This is a genomic window from Mycobacterium sp. UM_WGJ, from assembly GCF_000455125.1.
Lineage (GTDB): Bacteria > Actinomycetota > Actinomycetes > Mycobacteriales > Mycobacteriaceae > Mycobacterium.
Map to the genome: position 1 here is coordinate 25540 of NZ_AUWR01000047.1, position 25654 is coordinate 51193.

21 protein-coding genes are annotated in these 25654 nt (G+C 70.4%); 15 read left to right on the plus strand and 6 right to left on the minus strand.

From position 1 onward, the window contains the following. Position 1 precedes the first annotated feature (1 nt). From N416_RS0114760 to lysX, 3 genes are all read right to left on the minus strand, one after another. Complete coding sequence (locus tag N416_RS0114760; RefSeq protein ID WP_024442876.1) at positions 2 to 241, minus strand: hypothetical protein; 240 nt, start codon at positions 239 to 241, stop codon at positions 2 to 4. Between the two features lie 183 nt (positions 242 to 424). Then, positions 425 to 1708 carry an alpha/beta hydrolase family protein gene (locus N416_RS0114765; RefSeq protein ID WP_024442877.1) on the minus strand — a complete coding sequence of 428 codons (1284 nt, stop codon included), beginning with the start codon at positions 1706 to 1708 and terminating at the stop codon, positions 425 to 427. 59 nt (positions 1709 to 1767) lie between these two features. Then, positions 1768 to 5112 (minus strand): bifunctional lysylphosphatidylglycerol synthetase/lysine--tRNA ligase LysX, encoded by a 3345-nt coding sequence (gene lysX / locus N416_RS0114770; RefSeq protein WP_024442878.1) that lies wholly within the window; start codon positions 5110 to 5112, stop codon positions 1768 to 1770. A gap of 385 nt (positions 5113 to 5497) precedes the next feature. Here lysX and infC point away from each other — a divergent pair, with 385 nt between their 5' ends. The 4 genes from infC to N416_RS0114790 are packed head-to-tail and all read left to right on the plus strand — an operon-like array spanning position 5498 to position 7587. After that, positions 5498 to 6121: a translation initiation factor IF-3 gene (gene infC / locus N416_RS0114775; protein ID WP_231384304.1), complete on the plus strand. Its 624-nt coding sequence runs from the start codon at positions 5498 to 5500 to the stop codon at positions 6119 to 6121. A gap of 27 nt (positions 6122 to 6148) precedes the next feature. After that, complete coding sequence (gene rpmI, locus N416_RS0114780; RefSeq protein ID WP_024442880.1) at positions 6149 to 6343, plus strand: 50S ribosomal protein L35; 195 nt, start codon at positions 6149 to 6151, stop codon at positions 6341 to 6343. A 57-nt stretch (positions 6344 to 6400) separates the two neighbouring features. Next, the gene (gene rplT / locus N416_RS0114785) at positions 6401 to 6790 is read left to right on the plus strand and encodes a 50S ribosomal protein L20 (protein WP_024442881.1); all 390 of its coding nucleotides are present in this window, start codon (positions 6401 to 6403) and stop codon (positions 6788 to 6790) included. 14 nt (positions 6791 to 6804) lie between these two features. Next, positions 6805 to 7587 (plus strand): RNA methyltransferase, encoded by a 783-nt coding sequence (locus N416_RS0114790; protein WP_024442882.1) that lies wholly within the window; start codon positions 6805 to 6807, stop codon positions 7585 to 7587. On the opposite strand, the gene N416_RS0114795 is transcribed toward N416_RS0114790, so the two are convergent. After that, positions 7584 to 8702, minus strand: coding sequence for an oxygenase MpaB family protein (locus tag N416_RS0114795; protein ID WP_024442883.1), 1119 nt, complete (start codon positions 8700 to 8702; stop codon positions 7584 to 7586). The genes N416_RS0114790 and N416_RS0114795 overlap by 4 nt on opposite strands. Before the next feature lie 156 nt (positions 8703 to 8858). On the opposite strand from N416_RS0114795, the gene N416_RS0114800 reads away from it, so the two are divergent. The 4 genes from N416_RS0114800 to pheT all read left to right on the plus strand — a co-directional run bounded on the left by N416_RS0114800 (position 8859) and on the right by pheT (position 17674). Then, entirely contained in the window at positions 8859 to 9764 is a 906-nt protein-coding gene (locus N416_RS0114800; protein WP_024442884.1) for an adenylate/guanylate cyclase domain-containing protein, read from the plus strand. Between the two features lie 142 nt (positions 9765 to 9906). Further along, complete coding sequence (locus N416_RS24285; RefSeq protein ID WP_024442885.1) at positions 9907 to 14019, plus strand: hypothetical protein; 4113 nt, start codon at positions 9907 to 9909, stop codon at positions 14017 to 14019. A 134-nt stretch (positions 14020 to 14153) separates the two neighbouring features. Next, entirely contained in the window at positions 14154 to 15191 is a 1038-nt protein-coding gene (gene pheS / locus N416_RS0114810; RefSeq protein ID WP_036458147.1) for a phenylalanine--tRNA ligase subunit alpha, read from the plus strand. Continuing rightward, on the plus strand, positions 15191 to 17674 hold the full coding sequence (gene pheT, locus N416_RS0114815; protein WP_024442887.1) for a phenylalanine--tRNA ligase subunit beta: 2484 nt from the start codon (positions 15191 to 15193) through the stop codon (positions 17672 to 17674). The genes pheS and pheT overlap by 1 nt, the downstream gene beginning before the upstream one ends. Before the next feature lie 31 nt (positions 17675 to 17705). Here the strand turns inward: pheT and N416_RS0114820 are convergent, their stop codons facing one another. Continuing rightward, positions 17706 to 18068, minus strand: a complete 363-nt coding sequence (locus N416_RS0114820; protein WP_369797606.1) for a type II toxin-antitoxin system PemK/MazF family toxin — start codon at positions 18066 to 18068, stop codon at positions 17706 to 17708. After that, complete coding sequence (locus tag N416_RS0114825) at positions 18013 to 18243, minus strand: hypothetical protein (RefSeq protein WP_024442889.1); 231 nt, start codon at positions 18241 to 18243, stop codon at positions 18013 to 18015. The genes N416_RS0114820 and N416_RS0114825 overlap by 56 nt, the downstream gene beginning before the upstream one ends. A 186-nt stretch (positions 18244 to 18429) precedes the next feature. On the opposite strand from N416_RS0114825, the gene N416_RS0114830 reads away from it, so the two are divergent. The 7 genes from N416_RS0114830 (at position 18430) to N416_RS0114860 (ending at position 25647) form a co-directional block, all read left to right on the plus strand. Further along, complete coding sequence (locus N416_RS0114830; RefSeq protein ID WP_024442890.1) at positions 18430 to 19866, plus strand: NAD(P)/FAD-dependent oxidoreductase; 1437 nt, start codon at positions 18430 to 18432, stop codon at positions 19864 to 19866. 74 nt (positions 19867 to 19940) lie between these two features. Then, positions 19941 to 20999, plus strand: a complete 1059-nt coding sequence (gene argC / locus N416_RS0114835) for an N-acetyl-gamma-glutamyl-phosphate reductase (protein WP_024442891.1) — start codon at positions 19941 to 19943, stop codon at positions 20997 to 20999. Beyond that, entirely contained in the window at positions 20996 to 22198 is a 1203-nt protein-coding gene (gene argJ / locus N416_RS0114840; RefSeq protein WP_024442892.1) for a bifunctional glutamate N-acetyltransferase/amino-acid acetyltransferase ArgJ, read from the plus strand. Before argC ends, argJ begins: the two co-directional genes overlap by 4 nt. Further along, entirely contained in the window at positions 22195 to 23070 is an 876-nt protein-coding gene (gene argB / locus N416_RS0114845) for an acetylglutamate kinase (protein ID WP_024442893.1), read from the plus strand. Before argJ ends, argB begins: the two co-directional genes overlap by 4 nt. Further along, the gene (locus N416_RS0114850; protein ID WP_024442894.1) at positions 23067 to 24242 is read left to right on the plus strand and encodes an acetylornithine transaminase; all 1176 of its coding nucleotides are present in this window, start codon (positions 23067 to 23069) and stop codon (positions 24240 to 24242) included. The genes argB and N416_RS0114850 overlap by 4 nt, the downstream gene beginning before the upstream one ends. After that, entirely contained in the window at positions 24239 to 25165 is a 927-nt protein-coding gene (gene argF / locus N416_RS0114855; protein WP_024442895.1) for an ornithine carbamoyltransferase, read from the plus strand. The genes N416_RS0114850 and argF overlap by 4 nt, the downstream gene beginning before the upstream one ends. Then, the gene (locus tag N416_RS0114860; RefSeq protein WP_024442896.1) at positions 25162 to 25647 is read left to right on the plus strand and encodes an arginine repressor; all 486 of its coding nucleotides are present in this window, start codon (positions 25162 to 25164) and stop codon (positions 25645 to 25647) included. The genes argF and N416_RS0114860 overlap by 4 nt, the downstream gene beginning before the upstream one ends. Positions 25648 to 25654 lie beyond the last annotated feature (7 nt).

The following is a 25654-nucleotide window of genomic DNA, read 5'->3' on the forward strand; positions in this document are numbered from 1 at the left end:
GTCAGTGCTCACCCTCGTGCATCGACTTGCGGATCTGCTCCAGCCGGTCGGCCGCCGCGCGCTGGCGGTCCTCGAACTGCTTCTCGACGGTGCGACCTTCCTGGGTCTCGGAATCCAGTTCCTGTGCGCCGATCGAGGTCTCATAGCGGCGTTCGATCTTCTCGCGCACGGAGTCGAACGTCGGCACGCCGGCGTCGTCGTATCCGGTGTCGGGCTGCGGGTCGCTCGGATCGTCACCCATGGTCGCCACGTTACCGCCGGCGGTTTCGAAGTAGCGGACCCATTCCTCGAGTGTGCGGTTTGGTACGCAGAACGGCCGATTTTCGAACCAAACCGCACACTCGGCGAATTGTTCGATGCAGCCGCTGTCGCTCAGAGCCGGGCACAACACCATATGGTCGAAATCCGGACCAGCATCGCCTCCTCACACGCTCGGGAAGCCCACCGGCGCCACCCCCGGGGTGCCCAGCCGGGCGGCCAGCCACGGCAGGGCGTGGGTGAACACCCTGCCGGCGAACGGCCAGTCGTGTTGGCCCGGTTCGGTGATCACCGCGCAGTCGATACCGTTGGCCCGGCCCAGCGTGCACAGCGACTTCGCGGCGGCCAGCTGACCGCCGCTATCGGACTTGGCGGCGCTGCCGTCGACCGCGAACCACCCCGAAACCCCGGAATACCGGCCGTGCCTGGCGATCACCGTCGACGGGTCGAACGCCGCCCAGGCGTCGACGCTGCCGCCGAACAGCCGTCTGATGGTCTGCGCGCGGGTTCCCGTGTTGGGGCTCAGGTCGCCGGCGATGTCGACGAAGGCGCTGAACCTCTCGGGATGCATCGTGGTCAGGTCCACCGCGCAGGTGCCGCCCATGGACCAGCCGACCACCCCCCACTGCGCCGGTTGCGGGCTGACCCCGAAGTGCGAGATCACGTACGGCACCACATCTTCGGTCAGATGGTCGGCGGCGTTGCCGCGCGGGCCGTTGACGCATTCGGTGTCGTTGTTGAAGGAGCCACCCGAGTCGACGAACACCAGCACCGGTGCGTTGCCGTGGTGGGCGGCGGCGAAGTCGTCGACGGCTTTGATCGCGCCTCCGGAGCGCAGCCAGTCCGCGGGCGTGTTGAACTCGCCGCCGATCATCATCACGGCCGGCAGCTGCGGCGGCGGATCCTGGGCGAACCACGCCGGAGGCAGGTACACCAGCTTGCCGCGATGCTTGAAGTGCGAGGCGTCGGCGGGAATCGTCACCCGCAGTACGTGGCCGCGTCCGGGCAGGGCCCCCGAGCCGGCGATCGCGTTCACCGCCGCCTGGTCGCTCTGGTCGGGCAGCGGTCCCGACGTCAGGTCGCCCCAGGCGCTCTGCACGGTCGGGAAGTAGCCGACCCAGGCGTTGAGGGTCAAACCCGCACTGAGCAGACACAGTGGCACCGCCAGCAGGGCGATGCCGCGGCGCCACCAGGCCGCACCCCGCCAGCCCAGCACCAGCAGCGCCGCGGCGGCGCCGGTCAGCGCGACCCACAGCCACAGGCTGATCGGCGGCGGCTGAGCGGACAGGCCGTCGTCGCTCACGAACCAGTACACGCATCCCGCCACGGCCAGCCCCACGGCGCCGATCAGCGGCAGTCGCCGCAGCCAGCGGCGCGACCGCCAGCCCACGGCCAGCACCAGCGACAGCACCGCCGCCGCCTGCACCGTGACCGGGATCCAGCCATGCATCAGCGAGGTGTGTTCGCCACTCGCCAGGATCACCCCTCCATGATGGACCGGAATCCGGCTCAACGAGGTTTGGCCAGCGGAAACGGCAGAGTGTCCCGGATGCTGTGGCCGGTGATGAGCATGACGACGCGGTCCACGCCCATGCCCAGCCCGCCGGTCGGCGGCATCGCGTATTCCATAGCCTGCAGGAAGTCCTCGTCGAGTTCCATGGCCTCGGGGTCGCCGCCTGCGGCCAGCAGCGACTGCTGGTGTAGCCGGCGGCGCTGCTCCACCGGATCGGTGAGTTCGCTGTAGGCGGTGCCCAGCTCCACGCCCCACGCCACCAGGTCCCACCGCTCGGCCACCCCCGGCTTGCTGCGGTGCGGCCGGGTCAGCGGCGACACCGAGGTGGGGAAGTCGGTGTAGAACGTGGGCTGCTGGGTGCGGGCCTCGACCAGCTGCTCGTAGAGTTCGAGCACCACCGCCCCGGCATCCCACTGCCGCAGGTAGTGGACGCCGGCGTGGTCGCACAGTCGGCGCAGGGTGGCCACATCGGTGCCGGCGTCGATCTGCTCGCCGAGCGCGTCGGACACCGCGTCGTGCACGCTGCGCACCGGCCACTGCCCGGAGATGTCGACCGCTTCGAGCTGGTCGTCGGCCCCGGGCCGCATCACCACCGGGGCGCCGTTGGCCGCGACCGCGGCGTTCTGGATCAGCTCCCGTGCCCCGTCGATCCAGGCCAGGTAGTCGCCGTGCGCCTGGTAGGCCTCCAGCAGGGTGAACTCCGGGTTGTGGCTGTAGTCGACGCCCTCGTTGCGAAAGGCGCGGCCCAGCTCGAACACTCGCTCCACCCCGCCTACGCACAGTCGCTTGAGGTAGAGCTCCGGGGCGATCCGCAGATACAGGTCCAGGTCGTAGGCGTTGATGTGGGTGACGAACGGGCGCGCGTTGGCCCCGCCGTGCAGCTGCTGCAAAATCGGGGTCTCGACCTCCAGAAATCCCTTGGCGAACAAGGTGTCCCGGATCGAGCGCAGCACCTGGCTGCGGGCTGCGATCAGCTCGCGCGCCTGCGTGTTGATCGCCAGGTCCACATAGCGGGTCCGCAGCCGCGCCTCGGGGTCGGTCAGGCCCTTCCATTTGTCGGGCAGTGGACGCAGGCATTTGCCGACCAGCCGCCAGTGCGTCACCAGCAGCGACGGTGTCCCGTTGCGGCTGCGGCCTATCCGGCCGGTCGCCGCGACCAGGTCGCCGAGATCGACCCCGGCGCTGAAGTCCGCGGCGCGCGCGTCGCCGTCGGCCTGCGCGAGTACCGAATCGTCGAGCAGTAGCTGCACCTCACCGGACCAGTCGCGCAACTGGGCGAAGAGCACGCCGCCGAAGTCGCGCATCCGCAATACCCGTCCGGCCACCGAGACGGTCTCTTCGGTGCCGCCGGCCAGGGCCTGGCGCACGGTGTGGCTGGGCGCGGCACCCACCGGGTAGGCGTCGACGCCGCTGTCCTGCAACGACTTCAGTTTGGCCATCCGGACCCGGACCTGCTCGGGAAGCCGGGGCAGTGTCTTGTCGGGCTCACTGAACTCGCCGACCCCGCTGTCGATGTCGTCGGGTGCGGTCCCGTCGCTGTGCAGCCGTCCGGAGGCGGCCATCGTCGCCGGCACGGCCGAGTGGTGTCCGGTGTGCTGCTTGTTGCGCCGCGAGAAGGGCAGCACCAGAAAGCCTTCGGCGATCACCGAGGCGACCCCGACGCGGGGGATCAACCGGGCGTCCTCGTAGCAGGCGTAGCGCGGCACCCACTGCGGCCGATACTTCATGTTCGACCGGTACAGCGTCTCCAGCTGCCACCAGCGGGAGAAGAACATCAGCAGCCGCCGCCACAGTCGCAGCACCGGGCCGGCGCCCAGCTGTGCGCCCTGTTCGAAAGCGGCCCGGAACATCGCGAAGTTCAACGAGATCCGGTTGACGCCGATGGTGGCTGCCTGCAGGGCCAGTTCGCTGACCATCAGTTCGATGGTGCCGTTGGGGGATTGCGGGGAGCGCCGCATCAGATCCAGCGACACCCCGCTGTGCCCCCACGGCACCAGCGACAGCATCGCCACGACCTCCCCGGTACGCGGGTCGCCGCGCACCGCCTCGACCAGCAAGCAGTCGGCGTCGGCCGGATCGCCGAGGCGGCCCAGCGCCATGGAGAACCCGCGCTCGGATTCGGTGTCGCGCCAGGCGTCGGCGTGGTCGATGACGCGGGCCATCTCGTCGGCGCCGATCTCGCCGTGCCGGCGCATCCGCACCGTCAGACCCGAACGGCGGGCCCGGGTGACCGCCTGGCGCACCCCGCGCATGTCGGGTCCGGACAGTTTGAACTCCGCGGGCCGCAGGATCGCCTCGTCGCCCAGTTCCAGCGCGCTCAGCCCGGCGTCGCGGTAGGCCTGCGCCCCGGCGAAGCTGGCCCCCATCACTCCGGGCGCCCAGCCGTAGTCCTTGCAGACCCGCAACCAAGTGTTGATGGCCTGTGGCCACGACCGCGGGTCGCCTACCGGGTCGCCGCTGGCCAGGCAGACGCCCACCTCGACCCGGTAGGTGATGGCGGCGCGCCCGTTGGGGGCGAACACCACCGACTTGTCGCGGCGGGTGGCGAAGTAGCCCAGCGAGTCGTTCTGGCCGTACTGCTCGAGCAGCCCGCGGATCGCCGACTCGTCCTGGCCGGTGAGGGCATTGTCGGCGCGCTGCGACAGGAACAGCACGATGGCCGCGACGATCAGGGCCAGCGCCCCGAGCAGCCCGCACAGCGCCTTGAGCCCGAAGTCGGGTTTGCCGGGGAAGAGGTCCGGCTCGAGCAGCCCGAAGCCCACCACCCGGTTCACCACGTAGGGCAGTCGCAACGGGCGCGTCACCGTGCCGGGGAACAGTTCGATGAGGCCCCAGCACAGCAGGATCGCCACCGCCCACCCGGCGGCCAGCGTCGCTGCGGATTTGAGCAGTGCTCCGCGCCGCACTTTGGCCCAGAACTCGCCGCGGGCTGCCACCAGCACCACGATCGCGACCACATGCAGCACCAGGCCCGCCACGCCGCTGATGACACCGAAGCGGTCGGAGGTGTCCGACACTAGCCGGCTGACGTTCCAGCCGCCGGCGACCACCAGGTTGGCGATCAGCAACCACCAGGCGATGCGTTTGTGCGCGCTGAGCGCGGCGGCGAGCAGGGCCAGCACGAAGGCCCAGGCCAGGCTGGTGTCGGGGAAATTGAACAGGTACTTGTCGATGAACTCCCGAGGCACCCGGATCGCCCACCGGATCACCGGTGACATGCTCGCCAGCAGCGACAATGTGGCGGCGATGCCGACGGCCCAGGCGGCCGCGGAGGGCACCCAGTGCAGCCGGGTGGTGGAGCGGCTGCGCGAGCGCGGCACAGCCGGCACTGTCAGGGTCATAGCCCGCGAGAATATGCAGGAAAGCCGCGAAAAGGACGAAAAGCAGGTGTGGAATCGCCGGTGGGGATGATCGCCGGGCGGAATGACTGCTGAACAGCTGCTAGACTCCCTAACGCGACCGTCCCGGCGTACGCCAGGACAGCAAGTGGAGTTCCCTCCCACCACTAGCCTGAGGAGCAATCCTTGCGGCTCAGTGGTCCGGTCGCAGGCGGTGTAAACCGCCTGCTCTGCGCGCTGCGCAGGCGGCTTGAGGTTGTTCAGGCCGTGATCGGTCGGTATGGGCCCTGCTTCGTGCAGGGCTTTTTTGCTGGTGGGTGGGGTCAGCGCCGCTGCGTCCGGACGAGCACTGCGGCGGCCGCGACCGAAGACTACCCAAGGAGGTCCCATCAGCACTGAGATCCGCGTCAACGAGCGCATTCGTGTACCTGAGGTTCGATTGATCGGCCCGGGCGGGGAGCAGGTAGGCATTGTGCGCATCGAAGATGCGCTTCGCGTCGCCGCGGATGCCGATCTTGACCTTGTCGAAGTCGCACCGACCGCTAAACCCCCGGTCTGCAAGATCATGGACTACGGCAAGTACAAGTACGAGGCGGCTCAGAAGGAGCGCGAGTCTCGCAAGAACCAGCAGCAGACCGTCGTCAAGGAACAGAAGCTGCGTCCCAAGATCGACGACCACGACTATGCGACGAAGAAGGGCCACGTGGTCCGCTTCCTCGAAGCCGGGGCCAAGGTCAAGGTGACGATCATGTTCCGCGGCCGTGAGCAGTCCCGGCCCGAGCTCGGCTACCGCCTGCTGCAGCGGTTGGGCGCCGACGTCGCCGAGTACGGCTTCGTCGAGACCTCCGCCAAGCAAGACGGACGCAACATGACGATGGTGCTGGCGCCGCACCGCGGCGCGAAAACCCGTGCCAAGGCCGCAGAGGACGCCGGTGGAGGCGCGGTTCACCCCGCACCCGCCACCGCTCCCGCCCCCGCGGCGGACGCGGCCGAGCCGCAGCCCGAGAACTGAAAACCCCGACAGCAGAACTGAGGAAACATGCCCAAGGCGAAAACCCACAGCGGCGCTTCGAAGCGATTCCGTCGCACCGGAACCGGCAAGATCGTCCGGCAGAAGGCGAACGCCCGCCACCTGCTCGAGCACAAGCCGAGCACCCGCACCCGTCGTCTGGCCGGCCGCACCGAGGTGGCTGCCGCCGACACCAAGCGCGTCAACGCGATGCTGAACGGCTGATTGCCGCTTTCTCCGCACCGCAATCCCCTTACGCCCCAACGAGAGTAGGAACACCCCATGGCACGCGTGAAGCGCGCAGTCAACGCCCAGAAGAAGCGCCGTACAGTCCTGAAGGCTTCGAAGGGTTACCGTGGCCAGCGGTCGCGGCTGTACCGCAAGGCCAAAGAGCAGCAGCTGCACTCAATGACCTACGCCTACCGGGACCGTCGTGCCCGCAAGGGTGAGTTCCGGAAGCTGTGGATCTCCCGCATCAACGCGGCGGCCCGCGCCAACGACATCACCTACAACCGGCTGATCCAGGGCCTCAAGGCCGCCGGTGTCGAGGTGGACCGCAAGAACCTCGCCGAGATCGCCGTCAGCGACGCGGCTGCATTCACCGCGCTGGTCGAGGTCGCTCGGGCCGCGCTGCCCGAGGATGTCAACGCGCCTTCCGGCGAGGCTGCCTGACCCGAACCGAGCCGATGCTGACCGAACGTTCGGCCCGGGTGGTCGCGGCGGTCAAGCTGCATCGGCACGTGGCCAGGAAGCGCGAACAGCGCTTCCTGGCCGAGGGGCCCAATCTGATCGAGGCCGCGATCGCTCGCGGCCTGGTCCTGGAGGTCTTCGCCACCGAAGCGGCGGCGCAACGTCACCACGATCTGCTGGCCTGCGCGCAGGTACCGGTCCACCTGGTGACCGACCGCGCGGCAAAGGCCTTGTCGGACACCGTCACTCCGGCCGGATTGATCGCGGTGTGCGCGCACGCCGAAGCGGATCTGCACACTGTGCTGGCCGGTGCTCCGCGACTGGTGGCGGTGGCGGTGGGCATCGGCGAGCCCGGTAACGCCGGCACCCTGATTCGCATCGCCGACGCCACCGGTGCCGACCTGGTGGTGCTGACCGGCAACAGCGTCGATCCCTATAACGGCAAGTGCCTGCGCTCGTCCGCGGGCAGCATCTTCCACGTCCCGGTGGTAGTGGCCGCCGACACCGATGCCGTGCTCACCGCATTGCGGGAGGCGGGACTGCAGGTGCTGGCGACGGCGCTTGACGGTGAGCTGAGCCTCGATGACGCCGACCCGGTCCTGGCCGGGCCCACCGCGTGGCTGTTCGGCCCGGAGGCTCAGGGGTTGCCGGCCGAGGCCGCAGCCGCCGCCGACCACCGGGTGCACATCCCGATGGCAGGAGGCGCTGAGAGCCTCAATGTTGCAGCGGCAGCGGCGATCTGCCTCTACCAGAGCGCGCGAGCCCAGCGCCGCGCTTAGGCGGCCTTGGGCTTACGGCGCGGCGGTCGCGGGGTCAGGCCACTGCCGGCGGCCAGCGAGAAGGTGCTGTGCATCAGCGCTCCGGCGCGCTCGACCAGCTTCATGCCCGCGCTGACCGGCGGGACGTAGTGCATTCCGCTGTGCCGCCGGTCTTTTGGCGGTCCGCTGAACCACGGGGCCTCGATCGGCGGGGTGTCACTGGGGATCTTGCCCTGCTCGCGCCGGTAGCCGGCCAGCGCGCGCGGGTGCAGCCGAATCTCGTCGGGTACAAAGCTGAATGCCACGTGGCTGACCTTGCCCAGCAGCCGCAGCAGCACCTCGTCGCTCTCCGACCAGCGCAGACCGGCCTTCTCCCGCACCACCGGCTCGAACAATCCGGCCGCCACCCAGCGTTGGGCGGCCAGCGCCGGCTTGAACATCTGGTGCCACACCGCGTCGGGCATGGGCACGAACCACGGCTTGGGGATGCGGATGTTCAAGATGTCGATGGCGGCCGGGGTCAGCTCCAGTTCGTCCTCGCACACCCGGTTCCAGTACTCGCAGAACTCTTCCCAGGACTTCGGCACGGGACGCATGCTCATGCCATACATCTGGTACCACTGCACGTGCTCGTCGAAGAGCTGGCGCTTCTCGGCCAAGGTGAGGCCGCCGTCGAAGTACTCGGCGAGTTTGATGATCAGCATGAAGAACGTGGCGTGCGCCCAATAGAAGGTGTCGGGGTCCAGCGCGTGATAGCGCCGGCCCTTCTCGTCGACGCCCTTGATGTCGCGGTGGTAGTCGCGGATCGAGGCGCCGGTGTGCTGGGCCCGAATGCCGTCATAGACCACACCCATGATCGGGTAGACCGACCGTGTCACACGTTGCATCGGCTCGCTCAAGATGCTGGAGTGCTCGGTGACGCCCGCGCCCAGGCCGGGGTACATGTTCTCGATGGCGCCGATCCAGACGCCCATGATGCCGGTGCGCAGGTCGCCGAAGTACTTCCAGGTCAACGAGTTAGAGTTCAACGGCTCCACCGCGGGAGCAGGCTTGGGAGCGGTTTTGGCAACGCTGGGGGCACTGTCGTCGGCGGGCGCAGACGCCTGCTCGACGGACGCGGTCGGCGTAACGGTCATCACGTCTCCTGTCTGGGAACCTGAAACTACGATAATTGTGACAACGATCGTTGTCTACATTCGCTGTGGCGCGTCGCACCGAAAACGCCAATCGTGTCGTGTGCCACTGTCGGCGGTCGTTGCCGGTGTCGGCGAGCGCCACCTACCCTGAAACTCATGGACCTCGAGCCGGCCCCACGGCAGGCTGCTGGGCTCGGGGAGGCGGTAGCAGTGCCCGACCAGCCCAGCCCCGACCGCCGCACCTCCTTCTCCCTGGATGAGGCCGCGGCCTGGCTGAACCGCACCACCAACGACGTCCGAATCGTCGACCTGGTCCGGCGAGTGCGGCGCGTGCTGCCCGGCGACCCAGAATTCGGTGATCCGCTGTCCACCGCCGGAGATGGCGGCCCGCAGGCCGCCGCGCGGGCGGCCGACCGCCTGATGGGAGACCGCTCGGCGGCCTCCCGCGAAGTCAGCCTGGGCGCGTTGCAGGTCTGGCAGGCCCTGACCCAACGGATGTCGCGGGTGCCGGGCAATTCCGAGGCAACGCTGGTGTTCACCGATTTGGTCGGCTTCTCCACCTGGTCGCTGCAGTCCGGCGACGACGCCACCCTGACCCTGCTGCGGCGAGTGTCGCGCGCGATCGAGCCGCCGCTGCTGGACGCTGGTGGCCGCATCGTCAAACGAATGGGCGACGGGCTGATGGCCGTGTTCCGCGACCCGCTGGTCGCCGTTGCCGCCGTGCTGGAGGCGCAAGAGGCCCTTCGCGAGGTCGAGGTCAACGGGCACACGCCGCGGATGCGGGTCGGCATCCACACCGGCCGGCCCCAGCGGCTGGCCGACGACTGGCTCGGCGTGGACGTCAATATCGCCGCCCGGGTGATGGAACGCGCCCTCAAGGGCGGGATCGTGGTGTCCGGGCCGACCTTGGAACGCATTGATGCGGCCGCCCTCGAGGAGCTGGGTGTGGTTGCCAAGCGAGCGCGCCGTCAGGTGCTCGCGGCCAAGACCAGCGGCGTCCCGGCGGATCTGACGATGTACCGCCTGAAGGCAGTTCGCCAGAGCCCGTCACACGCCGACTGATTAGCCGTTCTCGGCTTCTTTGTGGGCCGGTAAGGTCGCCCCGCACGAGTGGATGAACCCCGTTCCTTGGAATACCCTTCGGTGAGCAAGGTAACTATTTGACCGTTTTACACAGGTCGCCTTAACGCAGAAGCGGGGAATCATGGCAGGTCGGCAGCAGCGTCGGAACAACCGCCGTAAGACGAATCGGCTGGTAGGTGCCGGCGGTACTGCGGCGGCGTTCCTGACGTTCGGCATGGCCCCGATGGCGGCCACTCCCACCGCGAACGCCGACTGGGACTTCGACTGGCTGACCGACTTGTTCACCCCGGTCTCAGACTCTTCGAGCGGCTGGGACAGCAACGCCTGGGACATCGGCTCGTGGTTCAACTGGTCGGCGGACCCGGGTAGCGCGGCCGACACCAACCCGTTCGACCTCACGACACTCTTCAACGCGTTGGTCTACCAGCCGTTGTACACGTCGGTGGACTCGTTCATCGACAACCCGGCCAACTCCTGGCTGGTCGACATGGTCAACAGCTGGGCACCCGAGGGCCAGTTCTATCTCGGCGACGGCGCCGCCGGCACGGCGGAGAACCCTGACGGCGGCGACGGCGGCCTCTGGTTCGGCAGCGGCGGGGCCGGTTACTCCGCGGGTGCTGACGAGGACGCGGACCCGTCCATCGGGGGCGGCGACGGCGGGAACGCCGGCTGGTTCGGCAACGGCGGTGCCGGTGGTGCGGGCGCCTTGGGCGGTGACGGCGGCAACGGCGGCACCGGGGGCACCATCATGGGCATCGGCGGCGCGGGCGGCGTCGGCGGGCTGGGCGGCAACGGCGGCAACGGCGGCGCCGCGCTGGGCTCGCTGTTCGGCATCGGCGGTGCCGGCGGCGACGGTGGCGTGGGCGCGACCGGCGTGATCGGCGCGACCGGCTCATGGGCTGACAGCGGCACCGGTGTGGGCGGCACGGGCAACGCGGGCGGTGCGGGCGGCAAGGGCGGCAACGGCGGCGCCGCGAGCGACTCCCTGTTCGGCACCGGCGGTGCGGGCGGCAAGGGTGGCGCCGGCGGCGAGGGCGGCCAGGGCGGCACCGGGGCCGCGGGTGAGGAGGGCAACCTCAACGGTGGGACCGGCGGCACCGGTGGAGTCGGCGGCGCCGCTGGTGTGGGCGGCAAGGGCGGTGCCGGCGGCTCGTTAGGCGTCAAGGGCTCGGACGGTGCGGACAGCGAGATCGACGGCAATGGCGGCCGGGGCGGTACCGGCGGGGCCGGCGCCGACGCTGACGGCACCAACGGAGCTGGCAACGGCGGCCTGGGTGGCAACGGTGGCAGCGGCGGTGAGACCGGCAACGGCGGCGCTGGTGGTACCGGTGGTGCCGGCGGCGCTGGAGACGAGACACACGATGCCGGCACCGGCGGTAACGGTGGCACCGGTGGTGACGGCGGCAAGATCGGCAACGGTGGCACGGGTGGCACTGGTGGTGCCGGTGGGCTCAGTGGGACGCACCGAGCTGACCCGAATGACGAAGATGACGTCGATTCCGTCGGCGGCACGGGCGGTGTCGGCGGTAAGGGTGGTGCCGGCGGTACCGAAGCGGGCAATGGTGGCAACGGTGGTGTCGGCGGCGCCGGTGGTGCGGGGCATGACGGCATCAAGGGGACGAACGGGGCTGACGCCACCAATGCGGGCGAGGACGGCGAGGACGGCCAGCAAGGCGGCAACGGCTTCGACGGCGGCGTAGGCGGTGCCGGTGGCCAAGGTGGAGCTAAGGGCGGCGGCGACGACAGCGTCGCTGGTAAGAGCGGCGACGGCGGCGTAGGCGGTGCCGGCGGCGCGGTCGGTGCGGGTGGTGACGGTGGCAACGGAGCCAACGGCACCTGGGCCAACGGCGGTACCGGTAACGGCGGCAACGGCGGTCAAGCCGGCGCCAACGGCGCCGGGGCCGGTGAAGGCGGCAAGGGCGGTGCGGCCGGCGGTGCCGATGCGGAAGCCGGAGACAACGGCGCCGGCGGGAGCAAGGATCCTTCCCAGGCCAGCCAGGGCGGTAACGGCGGGGACGGCGCAGCTGGTACCGCGGGGAACCACAACGGTGGCAAGGGCGGCAACGGCGGCAACGGCGCATACGGCGGCGACGGCGGCCGGGGCGGCAACGGCGGCGACGCGTACGCCGGGTCGAACGGCAATGGTGGCGACGGCGGAACCGGCGGCAACGGAGCTCCTGGAGACGGCTCGGTCCAGAGCAATGGCGGAAACGGCGGACAAGGCGGTAATGGTGGCAAGGCCGCCGGCACCGGTGCCGGGGGCCAGGGCGGTAATGGTGGCGACGGCGGGAACGGCGGAACCGGCCTTACGGGCGCCAAGGGCGACTTCGACACCAACAACGGCAACGGCGCCAACGGCGGCGTTGGCTACAACGGTGGCAATGGCGGCGCCGGCGGCGCCGGCGGTGGATCCGAGTCCGGCACCAACGGCAACGGCGGAGACGGCGGTAAAGGTGGTGAGGCCGGCGCCGGCGGCAATGGCGGCAACGGGGCCGATGGGCACTGGGATTCCAAGGGCCAGTACGGCTACGGCTCCGGCGGCACCGGCGGCAACGTCGGCAGTGCGGGCTCTGTGGGTAAGGGCGGCGCGGCGGGTGAAGCGGGCACTGGCGGCACCGGCGGCGAAGCCGGCACTGCGGGAGCCGACGGTGTCGGTATTGCCGGCACGTCGAACGGCGGTAGCGGCGGCAACGGCGCGGACGGCGACTCTCTGCACCTGAACGGGGGCGCTGGGGGTGATGGCGGCACCGGCGGCACCACCGGCAACGGTGGAACCGGCGGTGAGGGTGGAAACGCCTACGCCACTACCGGCAACGCGACAACTGGCGGCAACGGTGGCGCCGGCGGTAAGGGCGGCGCTGGCGGTACCACAGCCGGTGACGGCGGCCAGGGCGGTAAAGGCGGCAACGGTTCCTCGACCACCACTGACATCAACACCGCAACCAAGGGCGGCAACGGTGGCGCCGGCGGCAAGGGCGGTGCTGCGACCAACGGCAAGGGTGGACTCGGCGGCGATGGCGGGAACGCCGGGTCTGGCACCCAGTACGGCGGCACCGGTGGTGCCGGTGGTGCGGGCGGCGCCGGTACCACCGCCGGCGGCGATGGCGGCGCCGGCGGCAAGGGCGCCGTCGCGACCGGCTGGAAGTCCGACGGCACCTGGGGCATCGATGGCTTCACCAATAAGTTCGGGGCGGGCACCGTCCTGGGCGTCTCTGGTGCCGGTGGTGCTGGTGGCGCCGGCGGCGCGGCGACGACCGGCACCGGCGGTGAGGGTGGCGAGGGTGGCGACGGTGGCGCTATCGACACCACCGCTAAGGACCCCGACGGAACTGTGGTCATCTGGGGCGGCACCGGCGGTGCAGGCGGTGCCGGTGGCGCGGCGACGGTCAAGGCACCTGATGACGATGAGGCCCCTGTCCCAGTCAGCGGCAATGGTGGCGTGGGTGGCAAGGGTGGTGACGGCGGTGCAGGCACCATCACCGGCGGCAGCGGCGGCAGCGGCGGTGCCGGCGGCGCCAGCACCGACGGCACTGGCGGCAAGGGTGGCGCCGGCGGTAAGGGCGCAGAGAGCAGCGGCTGGAATGACGCCAATGGCAGCGTGACCGGCAAGGGCCAGATCCTGGGCTTCGGCGGCAGCGGCGGCAAGGGTGGCGCCGGCGGCAATGGTGTGACCGGCGGCAACGGCGGTGCCGGCGGTGAAGGCGTCAGCGGCATCAGCGGTGGCAACAAGTTCGGCTCCGGCGGCACCGGGGGAGCCGGCGGGTCCGGCGGCACCGGCACCACCGGCAACGGCGGCAACGGCGGTAAGGGCGGCGACAGCGGCGGCGGCAGCTGGCGGGCCCAGAACGGCGGCGCCGGTGGAGCCGGTGGCAACAGCACCGAAGGTGACGGCGGTATCGGCGGCGCCGGCGGTAACGGCGGCAGCCTGACCAACAACGGCGGCACCGCACCGACCAACGGCAGGCCCGTGCAGGTCGGCGCCGGAGGCACGGGCGGCAACGGTGGCAGCAGCACCGGCACCGACACCGAAGGTGACGGCGGCAAGGGCGGCCAGGGCGGTAACGGCGGCGACGGCGTCGGCACCATCAAGGGCGGTGCCGGTGGCACCGGTGGCACCGGCGGCAAGTCGGGCAGCGTGGCGGGCGACCCCGGCATCAAGCCCCCCGCGCCCACCAACACCAGCGGTGTCGAAGGCGGCGCCGGCGGTGACGGCGCCGAGGCCAAGGCGCCCTAACCCACCCGACGAGAGCCTCGCACACCGCGTGCGGGGCTTTCGTCGTCATGTCGATAAGATCGACGCTTGCGTCTCAGCCAAAATCACAGCCAGTAGGGGGAGTTTCGTCCGTGGGCAATCAGCCTGCTGAACAGTTGGCCCCGTCCGTCGTCTCCGACGCGACCCTGACCTCAGCGCTGCAGGCGGCGCAGGCCGCCTTTGCCGCGGCCGCCGACCTGGATGCGCTGGCCCACGCCAAAACCGAGCACCTCGGTGACAAGGCGCCGCTGGCGCTGGCCCGCCAAGCGCTGGCCAAGCTGGACAAGACCGAGCGAGCCGACGCCGGCAAGCGCGTCAATGCCGCGCGCACCGACGCCCAGCGCGCCTACGACGAGCGGCTGGCGGCCCTGCGCGCCGAACGCGACGCCGCCGTGCTGGCCGCCGAGAGCATCGACGTCACGCTGCCCTCGGCCCGCAAGCCCGTGGGCGCCCGGCACCCCATCACCATGCTCGCCGAACACGTCGCCGACACCTTCGTCGCGATGGGCTGGGAACTGGCCGAGGGCCCCGAGGTCGAAGCCGAGCACTTCAACTTCGACGCGCTGAACTTCCCGGTCGACCACCCCGCGCGCAGTGATCAGGACACCTTCCACATCGCCCCGCCGGGATCGCGACAACTGCTGCGTACCCACACCTCCCCGGTGCAGATCCGCGCCCTGCTGGCCCGCGAACTGCCGGTCTACGTCGTCTCGATCGGGCGCACCTTCCGCACCGACGAACTCGACGCCACCCACACCCCGGTGTTCCACCAGGTCGAGGGGCTCGCGGTCGACCGCGGTCTGACCATGGCGCACCTGCGCGGCACCCTGGACGCCTTCGCCCAGTCCGAGTTCGGGCCGGCCGCCAAGACCCGTATCCGGCCGCACTTCTTCCCGTTCACCGAACCGTCGGCCGAGGTCGACATCTGGTTCGAGGGCAAAAAGGGCGGGCCCGGCTGGGTGGAATGGGGTGGCTGCGGGATGGTGCACCCCAACGTCTTGCGTGCGGTGGGCATCGACCCGGCCGAATACTCCGGCTTCGCGTTCGGTATGGGATTGGAGCGAACCCTGCAGTTCCGCAACGGAATCCCCGACATGCGCGACATGGTCGAGGGCGACGTCCGGTTCTCCCTGCCATTCGGGGTGGGCGCCTGATGCGTATTCCCTACAGCTGGTTGCGTGAGACGCTGATCGCCGGAGCGCCGGGATTCGACATCACCGCCGCCGAACTCGAGCAGGCGCTGCTGCGGATCGGCCACGAGGTCGAGGGCGTGCACACCCTGGGTCCGGTCACCGGGCCGTTCAAGGTCGGCCGGGTGGTCGAGATCGAGGAACTCACCGAGTTCAAGAAGCCGATCCGGGCCTGCCGCGTCGACGTCGGCGAGGCCGAGCCGCGTGACATCGTCTGCGGTGCCAGCAATTTCGCCGTCGGTGACTTGGTGGCCGTCGCACTGCCCGGCGCGGTGCTGCCCGGTGATTTCACCATCGCCACCCGCAAGACCTACGGCCGCACCTCCGACGGCATGATCTGCTCGGCGTCCGAAATACGGCTGAGCACCGACCATTCCGGCATCCTGGTGCTGCCGGATGGCACCGCCGAGCCCGGTGCGGACGCCGCGGAAGTACTGGGCCTCGACGACGTGGTCTACGAGCTGGCCATCACCCCCGACCGCGGCTACTGCATGTCGGTGCGTGGGCTGGCACGCGACATCGCCTGCGCGCTGGACCTGGACTTCGCGGACCCGGCTGCGGTCCCGGCTTTGCCCGCCGAGGGTGAGGCGTGGCCGCTGAGTGTGCAGCCGGGCACCGGGGTACGCCGCTTCGCGCTGCGCAGCGTCACCGGGATCGACCCGGCAGCGGTATCGCCGTGGTGGCTGCAACGGCGCCTGGCGCTGTGCGGCATCCGGGCGATCTCCCCGGCCGTCGACGCCACCAACTACGTGATGGTCGAACTCGGCCACCCGATGCACGCCCACGACCGGGCCCGCATCACCGGCGGCTTCGACGTCCGCTTCGCCGCGCCCGGCGAAACCGTCACCACCCTCGATGACATCGAACGCAAACTGGAACCGGTCGACGTGCTCATCGTCGACGACGTCGCCACCGCCGCGATCGGCGGCGTGATGGGCTCGGGCAGCACCGAAATGCGCGACGACTCAACCGATGTGCTGCTGGAGGCCGCGATCTGGGACCCCGCCGCGGTGTCACGGACCGCGCGGCGGCTGCACCTGCCCAGCGAAGCCGCTCGGCGCTATGAGCGCTCCGTGGATCCGGCCATCTCGGTGGCCGTGTTGGACCGCTGTGCGAGCCTGCTGGCCGAAATCGCCGGGGGAGTCATCGGATCGGGCCTGACTGACTGGCGCGGGGAGCCGCCCGTCGAGAACTGGAGCCAGGCTCCGATCGAGATTCCCGCCGACCTGCCGGACCGCACCGCGGGGGTGAGCTACCCCGAGGGCACCACCGTTCGGCGGCTGACCCAGATCGGCTGCGAGGTGGCGGTCGCCGGGGACGTGTTGACCGTCACCCCGCCGAGCTGGCGCCCAGATCTGCGCCAGCCGGCCGACCTGGTCGAGGAGGTGCTGCGGCTGGAGGGACTGGAGTCCATTCCGTCGGTGCTGCCCGCCGCGCCGGCCGGGCGTGGCCTGACTGCCACCCAGCGTCGGCGCCGCGCGATCGGCAAGTCGCTGGCCCTGGCCGGCTACGTCGAGGTGCTGGCCACGCCGTTCCTGCCCGCCGGAGTGTTCGACACCTGGGGGCTGGCCGACGACGACCCGCGCCGCGCCACGGTGTCGGTGCTCAACCCGCTGGAGGCCGACCGGCCCCAGCTGGCCAGCACTTTGCTGCCCAGCCTGTTGGAAGCCTTGGGCCGCAACGTGTCTCGCGGCATGAGTGACGTCGCCCTGTTTGCGATCGCCCAGGTGGTGCAGTCGGCGGGGCCAGCCGAGTTCCCGGCCGTCACACCTGCTCGGCGCCCGACCGACGCCGAGATCGCCGGAATCGATGCCGCCCTGCCGCGCCAGCCGCAGCACATCGCGGTCGCACTGACCGGCCTGGCCGAACCCCGGGGACCATGGGGGCCGGGCCGGCCGGTGGAAGCCGCCGACGCCATCGAGGCGGCACGGGTGATCGCCCGCGCCAGCGGCGTCGAGGTCACCCTGCGCTCCGCGGCCCAGCTGCCGTGGCATCCGGGCCGCTGCGCCGAGGTGCTCGTCGGCGAGACCGTGATCGGCCACGCCGGCCAGCTGCACCCGGCCGTCATCGAACGCGCCGGCCTGCCCAAGGGCACCTGTGCGGTCGAGCTGAACCTGGATGCCATCCCGCTGTCCGCGGCCCTGCCGGCTCCCCGGGTGTCGCCGTTCCCGGCGGTGTTCCAGGACCTGGCCCTGGTGGTCGATGAGAAGGTGACCGCGCAATCGGTGGCCGACGCGGTGCGCGAGGGCGCCGGAGAGCTGCTGGAGGACATCGCACTGTTCGACGTCTACACCGGCCCGCAGGTCGGCGAGGGCCGCAAGTCGCTGGCGTTCGCGCTGCGCTTCCGGGCCGCCGATCGCACGCTGACCGAGGACGAGGCCAGTGCGGCCCGCGACGCCGCCGTCGCCCGCGCCGGAGAGGCCGTCGGCGCCGCCCTGCGGGGGTAGACTTCCGAGCCCGGCGGCACGGTCAACTTCCTCAGTCCAGTGCCAGCACCGAGCGCAGGGCGGTGTCGACGTCCTGCAGCTCGCCGGTACTCAACCGGCCGACGAACTCGCCGAGGCGCTGCTGCGGATCGATCACGGTGAGTTGCTCGACCAGCACGCGGGTTGTGCCGCCGCCGATTTCAATTTCTGGGCGGAACGAGGCCGCGCGACGGCCGGTCGAGGTTGGCGCGACGATCCAGGTCGATAGCGGAAGATCATCGGACTGCACCACGACCGCGTAGCGCGACCCGGATTGCTCGTGGCCGCGTGCTTCCTTCGGGGCTCGCAGGCGGTACACGTCACCACGCACGGATGGTGTCCATCTCTGCTGCGAGCTCGCGCGAGGCAGCAACATCGTCGGGGTCGTTGCGCAGTTCTTCGGCTTCGGCACGCATACGCTCCCGGCGGCGAGCGCGTTCGGCATCCAAGATCGCCGCGCGAGCGGCCTCCGACCGCGAACGGCCCCCGCTGGTCAGCTCGGCCAAGGCCCGTTCCACCTCGGAATCAGTGCGGATCGTCAAAGTCCCCATCGTGCCTATCGTAGTCGGCAATGCACGAGTTTCCGCTTACATTCTGTACTGCCGCTGGTCAGATGCGCGGCATCCACGGGCTTGCCCGGGAAACAGCTGGGCAAGCTCGCAGTGGCGTACCCGGGGAGTCCGTGCTGGGATGGATCCAGCTTTCCTCGCCAAACAGCTTCGAGAGGACGCGCTCAGATGACCGAAACGTACGACGTCGTCGTCCTCGGTGCCGGACCGGTCGGGGAGAACGTCGCCGACCGCGCCCGCGCCGCCGGGCTGAGCGTGGCGATCGTGGAACGCGAACTCATCGGCGGCGAATGTTCCTACTGGGCCTGCGTGCCCAGCAAGGCCCTGCTGCGGCCGGTGCTCGCGCTCGATGATGCGCGCCGCGTCGACGGCGCACGACAGGCCGTCAGCTCTTCGATCGATGCCGCCGGGGTGTTTCGGCGCCGCAATCACTATGTGGGGGACTGGAACGACTCCGGGCAGGCCGACTGGATCGAGGGGGTCGGAGCGACGCTGGTGCGCGGCCACGGTCGCCTGGACGGGCCACGACGGGTGGTGGTCGCCACCGACGGCGGCGACGTGACGCTGACCGCCCGGCACGCCGTCGTCATCTGCACCGGAACCCGCGCGTCCCTGCCGGATCTGCCGGGCATGGCCGACGCCCGTGCGTGGACGAACCGCGAAGCCACCGAGGCCACGTCGGTGCCGGGGCGCCTCGCCGTGGTCGGGGCCGGCGGTGTGGGCGTCGAGATGGCCACCGCCTGGCAGGGATTGGGTTCGGCGGTGACGCTGCTGGTGCGCGGCTCGGGGTTGCTGCCGCGGATGGAACCGTTCGTCGGCGAATACGTCGCTCGCGGGCTGGCCGACGCCGGAGTCGACGTGCGCACCGGTGTTTCGGTGGCCCGGCTCGAGCGGGCGGGCGACGGCCCGGTGCGCCTGGAGCTGACCGACGGCACCGAGCTCGACGTCGACGAGATCTTGTTCGCGACCGGCCGCACCCCGCTCACCGGCGACATCGGCCTGGAAACCGTCGGACTCACCCCCGGCGACTGGCTGGAGGTCGATGACACCTGCCGGGTGCGCGCCGTCGAGGAGGGGTGGCTGTATGCCTGCGGCGACGCCAATCACCGCGCACTGCTCACCCACGAGGGCAAATATCAGGCGCGCATCGCCGGCGACGCCATCGGCGCCCGGGCCGCCGGGGAGCCACTGGACACCGCGCCGTGGGGCATGCACGCCGCCACCGCCGACCACCACGCCGTACCGCAGGTCTTCTTCACCGACCCCGAGGCGGCCGCGGTCGGGCTCACCGCCGCGAAGGCCGAGCGGGCCGGCCACCGGGTGCAGGTGGTGGACGTCGAGATCGGCGACGCGGTGATGGGGGCTAAGCTGCACGCCGACGGCTACCGCGGGCGGGCCCGCATGGTGGTCGACGCCGACGAGTTGTTCCTGCTCGGCGTGGCCTTCGTGGGCCCCGGTGTGGCTGAGCTGCTGCATTCGGCCACCGTCGCCGTCGCCGGCCGGGTGCCGATCAGCCGGCTGTGGCACGCCGTGCCGTGTTTCCCGACGATCAGTGAGATCTGGCTGCGACTGTTGGAGGCCTACCGCGACGCCGGAGCGGCCTGACGGTCGGCTACCGTGCAGCTGGCACGTTCGTGCCCGCACCCCGCCGTAATTAGTTTGCGTATAAACGCATAATCATGCAGAATCGCCGAGTGACCAAAGCGATCAAAGTGGCGGTGGCTGGTGCCAGCGGCTACGCCGGCGGGGAGATCCTGCGGCTGCTGCTCGGGCATCCCGCCTACGCCGACGGCCGGCTGAGCATCGGCGCCCTGACCGCCGCCGGCAACGCCGGCAGCACCCTGGGCGAACAGCACCCGCATCTGGTGCCGCTGGCCGACCGCGTCCTCGAGCCGACCGAGGTCGACACCCTCGCCGGACACGACGTGGTGTTCCTCGGCCTGCCGCACGGGCATTCGGCGGTGCTCGCTGAGCAACTCGACGACAACACCCTGGTGGTGGACTGCGGCGCGGACTTCCGGCTGGGCGATCCGACCGACTGGGAACGCTTCTACGGCTCGGCGCACTCCGGCACCTGGCCCTACGGTCTGCCCGAGTTGCCCGGCGGTCGCGACAAACTCAAGGACGCCCGGCGAATCGCGGTGCCGGGCTGCTACCCGACCGCGGCGCTGCTGGCGCTGTTCCCGGCCGTCGCCGCCGGACTGGTGGAACCCGACGTCACCGTGGTCGCCGTCAGTGGCACCTCCGGCGCCGGAAAGGCCGCCAAGGTCGACCTTTTGGGCTCGGAGGTCATCGGATCGGCGCGGGCCTACAACATCGGCGGCGCCCACCGGCACACCCCGGAGATCAGTCAGGGACTGCGGGCGGTCACCCACCGCGACGTCAGCGTCGCGTTCGTCCCGGTGCTGATCCCGGCATCGCGGGGCATCTTGGCCACCTGCACCGCCAAGACCACGGCGCCGCTGTCGGAATTGCGCGCGGTCTACGAAAAGGCCTATCACGACGAGCCGTTCGTGTACCTGCTGCCCGAAGGCCAGCTGCCCAAGACCGGATCGGTGATCGGCAGCAACGCCGCCCACCTTGCGGTCGCCGTGGACCAGGACGCCTCAACGTTCATCGCGATCGCCGCGATCGACAACCTGGTCAAGGGCACCGGCGGCGCAGCCGTGCAGGCGATGAACCTGGCGCTGGGCTGGCCGGAGACCGAAGGGCTTTCCGTCGTAGGAGTGGCGCCATGACTGACGTTCGGCTGGTGCGCGAGCAGGGTGTCACCGCACCCGGAGGATTCCGGGCCGCGGGAATCGCGGCCGGTATCAAGGTTTCCGGGAATCCGGATCTGGCGCTGGTGTTCAACGAGGGCCCGGACTATGCGGCGGCCGGTGTGTTCACCAGTAACCAGGTCAAGGCCGCGCCGGTGCAGTGGAGCCAGCAGGTGCTCAAGGGCGGCCGGCTGCGGGCGGTGATCCTGAACTCCGGCGGCGCCAACGCCTGCACCGGGCCGGGCGGTTTCCAAGACACGCACACCACCGCCGAAGCGGTCGCGGCGGCACTGTCGCACTGGGGCACCGAGACCGGGGCCGCCGAGGTGGCGGTCTGCTCCACCGGTCTGATCGGTGACCGGCTGCCGATGGACAAGCTGCTGGCCGGTGTCACCGACGTGGTGCAGGCCATGGCCGGCGGCCTGGTCGGCGGAGACGAAGCCGCCCGCGCCATCATGACCACCGACACCGTCCCCAAACAGGTTGCGCTGCACCACAAGGGCGACTGGACCGTGGGCGGCATGGCCAAGGGTGCCGGCATGCTGGCGCCGTCGCTGGCCACCATGCTGGTGGTGCTGACCACCGACGCCAAGGTCGACGCGGCCGCGCTGGACGCCGCCCTGCGGCGGGCCACCGCGGTGACGTTCGACCGGCTCGACATCGACGGCAGCTGCTCCACCAACGACACGGTGCTGCTGCTGGCGTCGGGCGCCAGCGAGATCACGCCCAGCCAAGACGACCTGGACGCCGCGGTGCTGGCCGTCTGCGACGACCTGTGCGCCCAGCTTCAGGCCGACGCCGAGGGCGTCACCAAGCGGGTGTCGATCACCGTCAGCGGCGCCGGCAGCGACGCCGACGCCCTGATCGCCGCGCGGATCGTGGCCCGCGACAGCCTGGTCAAGACCGCGCTGTTCGGCTCGGACCCCAACTGGGGGCGGGTGCTGGCCGCCGTCGGGATGGTGCCGTTCACCATCGACCCCGACCGGATCACGGTGTCGTTCAACGGCTCCCCGGTCTTCTCCGACGGAACGCCGATGCCCGGAGCCCGGGAGGTCGACCTGTCCGGGGCCGACATCCGCGTGACCGTCGAACTGCACCTCGGCAGCGGGCAGGCCATGGTGCGCACCACCGACCTGTCACACGCCTACGTCGAAGAGAATTCCGCGTATTCCTCATGACAGAACTCACCACCACCGTCAAAGCCCAGGTACTGGCGGAAGCCCTGCCGTGGCTCAAGCAGCTGCACGGCAAGATCGTCGTCGTCAAGTACGGCGGCAACGCCATGACCGACGACACCCTCAAGCACGCCTTCGCCGCCGACATGGCCTTCCTGCGCAACTGCGGAATCCACCCGGTGGTGGTGCACGGCGGCGGGCCGCAGATCAGCGCCATGCTCAAGAAACTCGGCATCGAAGGTGACTTCAAGGGCGGATTCCGGGTCACCACACCGGAAGTGCTCGACGTGGCGCGCATGGTGCTGTTCGGCCAGGTCGGCCGCGAACTCGTCGGCCTGATCAACGCCCACGGCCCGTACGCGGTGGGCATCACCGGCGAGGACGCCGCGCTGTTCACCGCGGTGCGGCGCAGCGTGAACGTCGACGGGGTCGCCACCGACATCGGCCTGGTCGGCGACGTCGACAAAGTCAACACCGCCGCGGTGCTGGACCTGATTGCCGCAGGCCGGATTCCGGTGGTCTCCACCCTGGCGCCCGATCCCGACGGGGTGGTGCACAACATCAACGCCGACACCGCGGCGGCCGCGCTGGCCGAAGCGCTGCAAGCCGAGAAACTGTTGATGCTCACCGACGTCGACGGCCTCTACACCGACTGGCCCAACACCGATTCGCTGGTCAGTGAGATCGACACCGCCACATTGGAGCAACTGCTGCCGCGACTGGAGTCCGGCATGATCCCCAAAGTCGAAGGCTGCCTGCGCGCCGTCCGCGGCGGGGTGCCCAGCGCCCACATCATCGACGGCCGCGTCGAACACTGCGTGCTGGTCGAGCTTTTCACCCACGCCGGCACCGGAACCAAGGTGGTAAACCCATGAGTCTGCAAGACCGCTGGCAGGCGGTGATGATGAACAACTACGGCACCCCGCCGCTGGCACTGGTCAGCGGGCAGGGCGCGGTGGTGACCGACGATTCGGGCAAGAGCTACGTCGACCTGCTGGGCGGCATCGCGGTCAACGTGCTCGGCCACCGGCACCCCGCGGTGATCGAGGCCGTCACCACCCAGCTGAACACGTTGGGCCACACCTCCAACCTGTATGCCACCGAGCCGGGCATCGCCCTGGCCGAGGGCCTGGTCGGCCACCTCGGTGCGCCGGCGCGGGTGTTCTTCTGCAACTCCGGCACCGAGGCCAACGAAGTGGCCTTCAAGATGACCCGGCTCACCGGAAAGACGAAGATCGTTGCCGCCCAAGGCGCTTTCCACGGCCGCACCATGGGATCGCTGGCCTTGACCGGGCAGCCGGACAAGCAGGCACCGTTCGAGCCGCTGCCCGGCGACATCACCCACGTGCCCTACGGCGACACCAAGGCGTTGGCCGCGGCCGTCGATTCGAGCACCGCCGCGGTGTTTCTGGAGCCGATCATGGGGGAGGGCGGCGTCGTCACCCCACCCGCCGGCTACCTGGCCGAGGCCCGCGGCATCACCGCCGCCCACGGCGCCCTGCTGGTGCTCGACGAAGTCCAGACCGGGATCGGGCGCACCGGCGCCTTCTACGCCCACCAGCACGACGGCATCACCCCCGACATCATCACGCTGGCCAAGGGCCTGGGCGGCGGCCTGCCCATCGGTGCCTGCCTGGCGGTCGGCGCGGCCGGTGACCTGCTGACCCCGGGCCTGCACGGCAGCACCTTCGGCGGCAACCCGGTGTGCACCGCGGCGGCGTTGGCGGTGCTGCGGGCGCTGGCCGACGGCGACCTGATCGCCCGGGCCGCCACGCTGGGCAAGACGCTGAGCCACGGCATCGAGGAACTGGGCCATCCGCTGGTCGACCACGTCCGGGGCAAGGGCCTGCTGGCCGGCGTGGTGCTCACCGAGCCCAAGGCCAAGGCCGTCGAACTGGCCGCCCGCGAGGCCGGCTTCCTGGTCAACGCCGCCGCGGCGGGCGTGGTCCGGCTGGCGCCGCCGCTGATCGTCACCGAGGAACAGATCGGCAGCTTCATCACCGCCCTGCCGGGCATCCTCGACACCGCCCAGGAGGCAGCACAATGATCCGCCACTTCCTCCGCGACGACGACGTCACACCGGCCGAGCAGGCCGAAATCCTGGCTCTGGCAGCAGAACTGAAAGCGGCGCCGTTCAGCCGGCGGCCGCTGGAAGGCCCGCGCGGGGTCGCGGTGATCTTCGACAAGAACTCCACCCGCACCCGGTTCTCCTTCGAGATCGGCATCGCCCAACTCGGCGGGCACGCCGTCGTCGTCGACGGCCGCTCCACCCAGCTGGGCCGCGACGAAACCCTCGAAGACACCGGGCAGGTGCTGTCGCGTTACGTCGATGCCATCGTGTGGCGCACCTTCGCCCAGGACCGGCTGACCGCGATGGCCAGCACCGCGACGGTGCCGATCGTCAACGCGCTCTCCGATGAGTTCCACCCCTGCCAGGTGCTGGCCGACCTGCAGACCATCGCCGAACGCAAAGGCGCACTCAACGGGCTCAAGCTGACCTACCTCGGCGACGGCGCCAACAACATGGCGCACTCGCTGATGCTCGGCGGGGTGACCGCCGGGGTGCACGTCACCGTCGCCGCCCCCGAAGGCTTCACCCCCGACCCGGCCGTCGTCGCCGCCGCGCGGGAACGCGCCGCCGACACCGGCGCCTCGGTCACCCTCACCGCCGACGCTGCCAAGGCCGCCGGCGGAGCCGACGTGTTGGTCACCGACACCTGGACCTCGATGGGCCAGGAAGACGACGGCCTGGACCGGGTGGCGCCGTTTCGGCCCTTCCAGATCAACGACGAACTCGTCGGCCTGGCCGACCCGGACGTCACGGTGCTGCACTGCCTGCCGGCACACCGCGGCGACGAGATCACCGACTCGGTGATCGACGGGCCGCGCAGCGCGGTGTGGGACGAAGCCGAAAACCGCCTGCACGCGCAGAAGGCGCTGTTGGTGTGGTTGCTGGAACGGTCACGATGAGCCGCGCCGACAGCACCGTCTCGCGAGTGGGCCGCCAGGCCCGCATCGTGGAGGTGCTGTCCTCGGCCGTGGTGCGCAGCCAGACCGAGCTGGCCACCCTCCTGGCCGCCGACGGCATCGAGGTCACCCAGGCCACCCTGTCGCGTGACCTCGAAGAGCTGGGCGCGGTGAAACTGCGCGGTCCCGATGGCGGGGCCGGGGGATACGTCATTCCCGAGGACGGCAACCCACTGCGCCTGTCCGGCGGCACCGACCGGCTGTCCCGGCTGCTGGGCGAGCTGCTGGTGTCCACCGATGCCACCGGAAATCTCGCCGTGCTGCGCACCCCGCCCGGGGCGGCGGACTACCTGGCCAGTGCCATCGACCGGGCCGCGCTACCGTACGTCGTCGGCACCATTGCCGGGGATGACACCATCTTCGTGGCGGCCCGTGAGCCGATGACCGGCACCGAACTCGCCGCCACCCTCAACGACCTGCAGTAACACCCAC

Coding starts and splice junctions, on each gene's coding strand:
- N416_RS0114760 (WP_024442876.1), bottom strand. CDS start 241: ATGGGTGACGATCCGAGCGACCCGCAGCCCGACACCGGATACGACGAC.
- N416_RS0114765 (WP_024442877.1), bottom strand. CDS start 1,708: ATGCATGGCTGGATCCCGGTCACGGTGCAGGCGGCGGCGGTGCTGTCG.
- lysX (WP_024442878.1), bottom strand. CDS start 5,112: ATGACCCTGACAGTGCCGGCTGTGCCGCGCTCGCGCAGCCGCTCCACC.
- rpmI (WP_024442880.1), top strand. CDS start 6,149: ATGCCCAAGGCGAAAACCCACAGCGGCGCTTCGAAGCGATTCCGTCGC.
- rplT (WP_024442881.1), top strand. CDS start 6,401: ATGGCACGCGTGAAGCGCGCAGTCAACGCCCAGAAGAAGCGCCGTACA.
- N416_RS0114790 (WP_024442882.1), top strand. CDS start 6,805: ATGCTGACCGAACGTTCGGCCCGGGTGGTCGCGGCGGTCAAGCTGCAT.
- N416_RS0114795 (WP_024442883.1), bottom strand. CDS start 8,702: ATGACCGTTACGCCGACCGCGTCCGTCGAGCAGGCGTCTGCGCCCGCC.
- N416_RS0114800 (WP_024442884.1), top strand. CDS start 8,859: ATGGACCTCGAGCCGGCCCCACGGCAGGCTGCTGGGCTCGGGGAGGCG.
- N416_RS24285 (WP_024442885.1), top strand. CDS start 9,907: ATGGCAGGTCGGCAGCAGCGTCGGAACAACCGCCGTAAGACGAATCGG.
- pheT (WP_024442887.1), top strand. CDS start 15,191: ATGCGTATTCCCTACAGCTGGTTGCGTGAGACGCTGATCGCCGGAGCG.
- N416_RS0114820 (WP_369797606.1), bottom strand. CDS start 18,068: ATGTTGCTGCCTCGCGCGAGCTCGCAGCAGAGATGGACACCATCCGTG.
- N416_RS0114825 (WP_024442889.1), bottom strand. CDS start 18,243: ATGGGGACTTTGACGATCCGCACTGATTCCGAGGTGGAACGGGCCTTG.
- N416_RS0114830 (WP_024442890.1), top strand. CDS start 18,430: ATGACCGAAACGTACGACGTCGTCGTCCTCGGTGCCGGACCGGTCGGG.
- argC (WP_024442891.1), top strand. CDS start 19,941: ATGCAGAATCGCCGAGTGACCAAAGCGATCAAAGTGGCGGTGGCTGGT.
- argJ (WP_024442892.1), top strand. CDS start 20,996: ATGACTGACGTTCGGCTGGTGCGCGAGCAGGGTGTCACCGCACCCGGA.
- argB (WP_024442893.1), top strand. CDS start 22,195: ATGACAGAACTCACCACCACCGTCAAAGCCCAGGTACTGGCGGAAGCC.
- N416_RS0114850 (WP_024442894.1), top strand. CDS start 23,067: ATGAGTCTGCAAGACCGCTGGCAGGCGGTGATGATGAACAACTACGGC.
- argF (WP_024442895.1), top strand. CDS start 24,239: ATGATCCGCCACTTCCTCCGCGACGACGACGTCACACCGGCCGAGCAG.
- N416_RS0114860 (WP_024442896.1), top strand. CDS start 25,162: ATGAGCCGCGCCGACAGCACCGTCTCGCGAGTGGGCCGCCAGGCCCGC.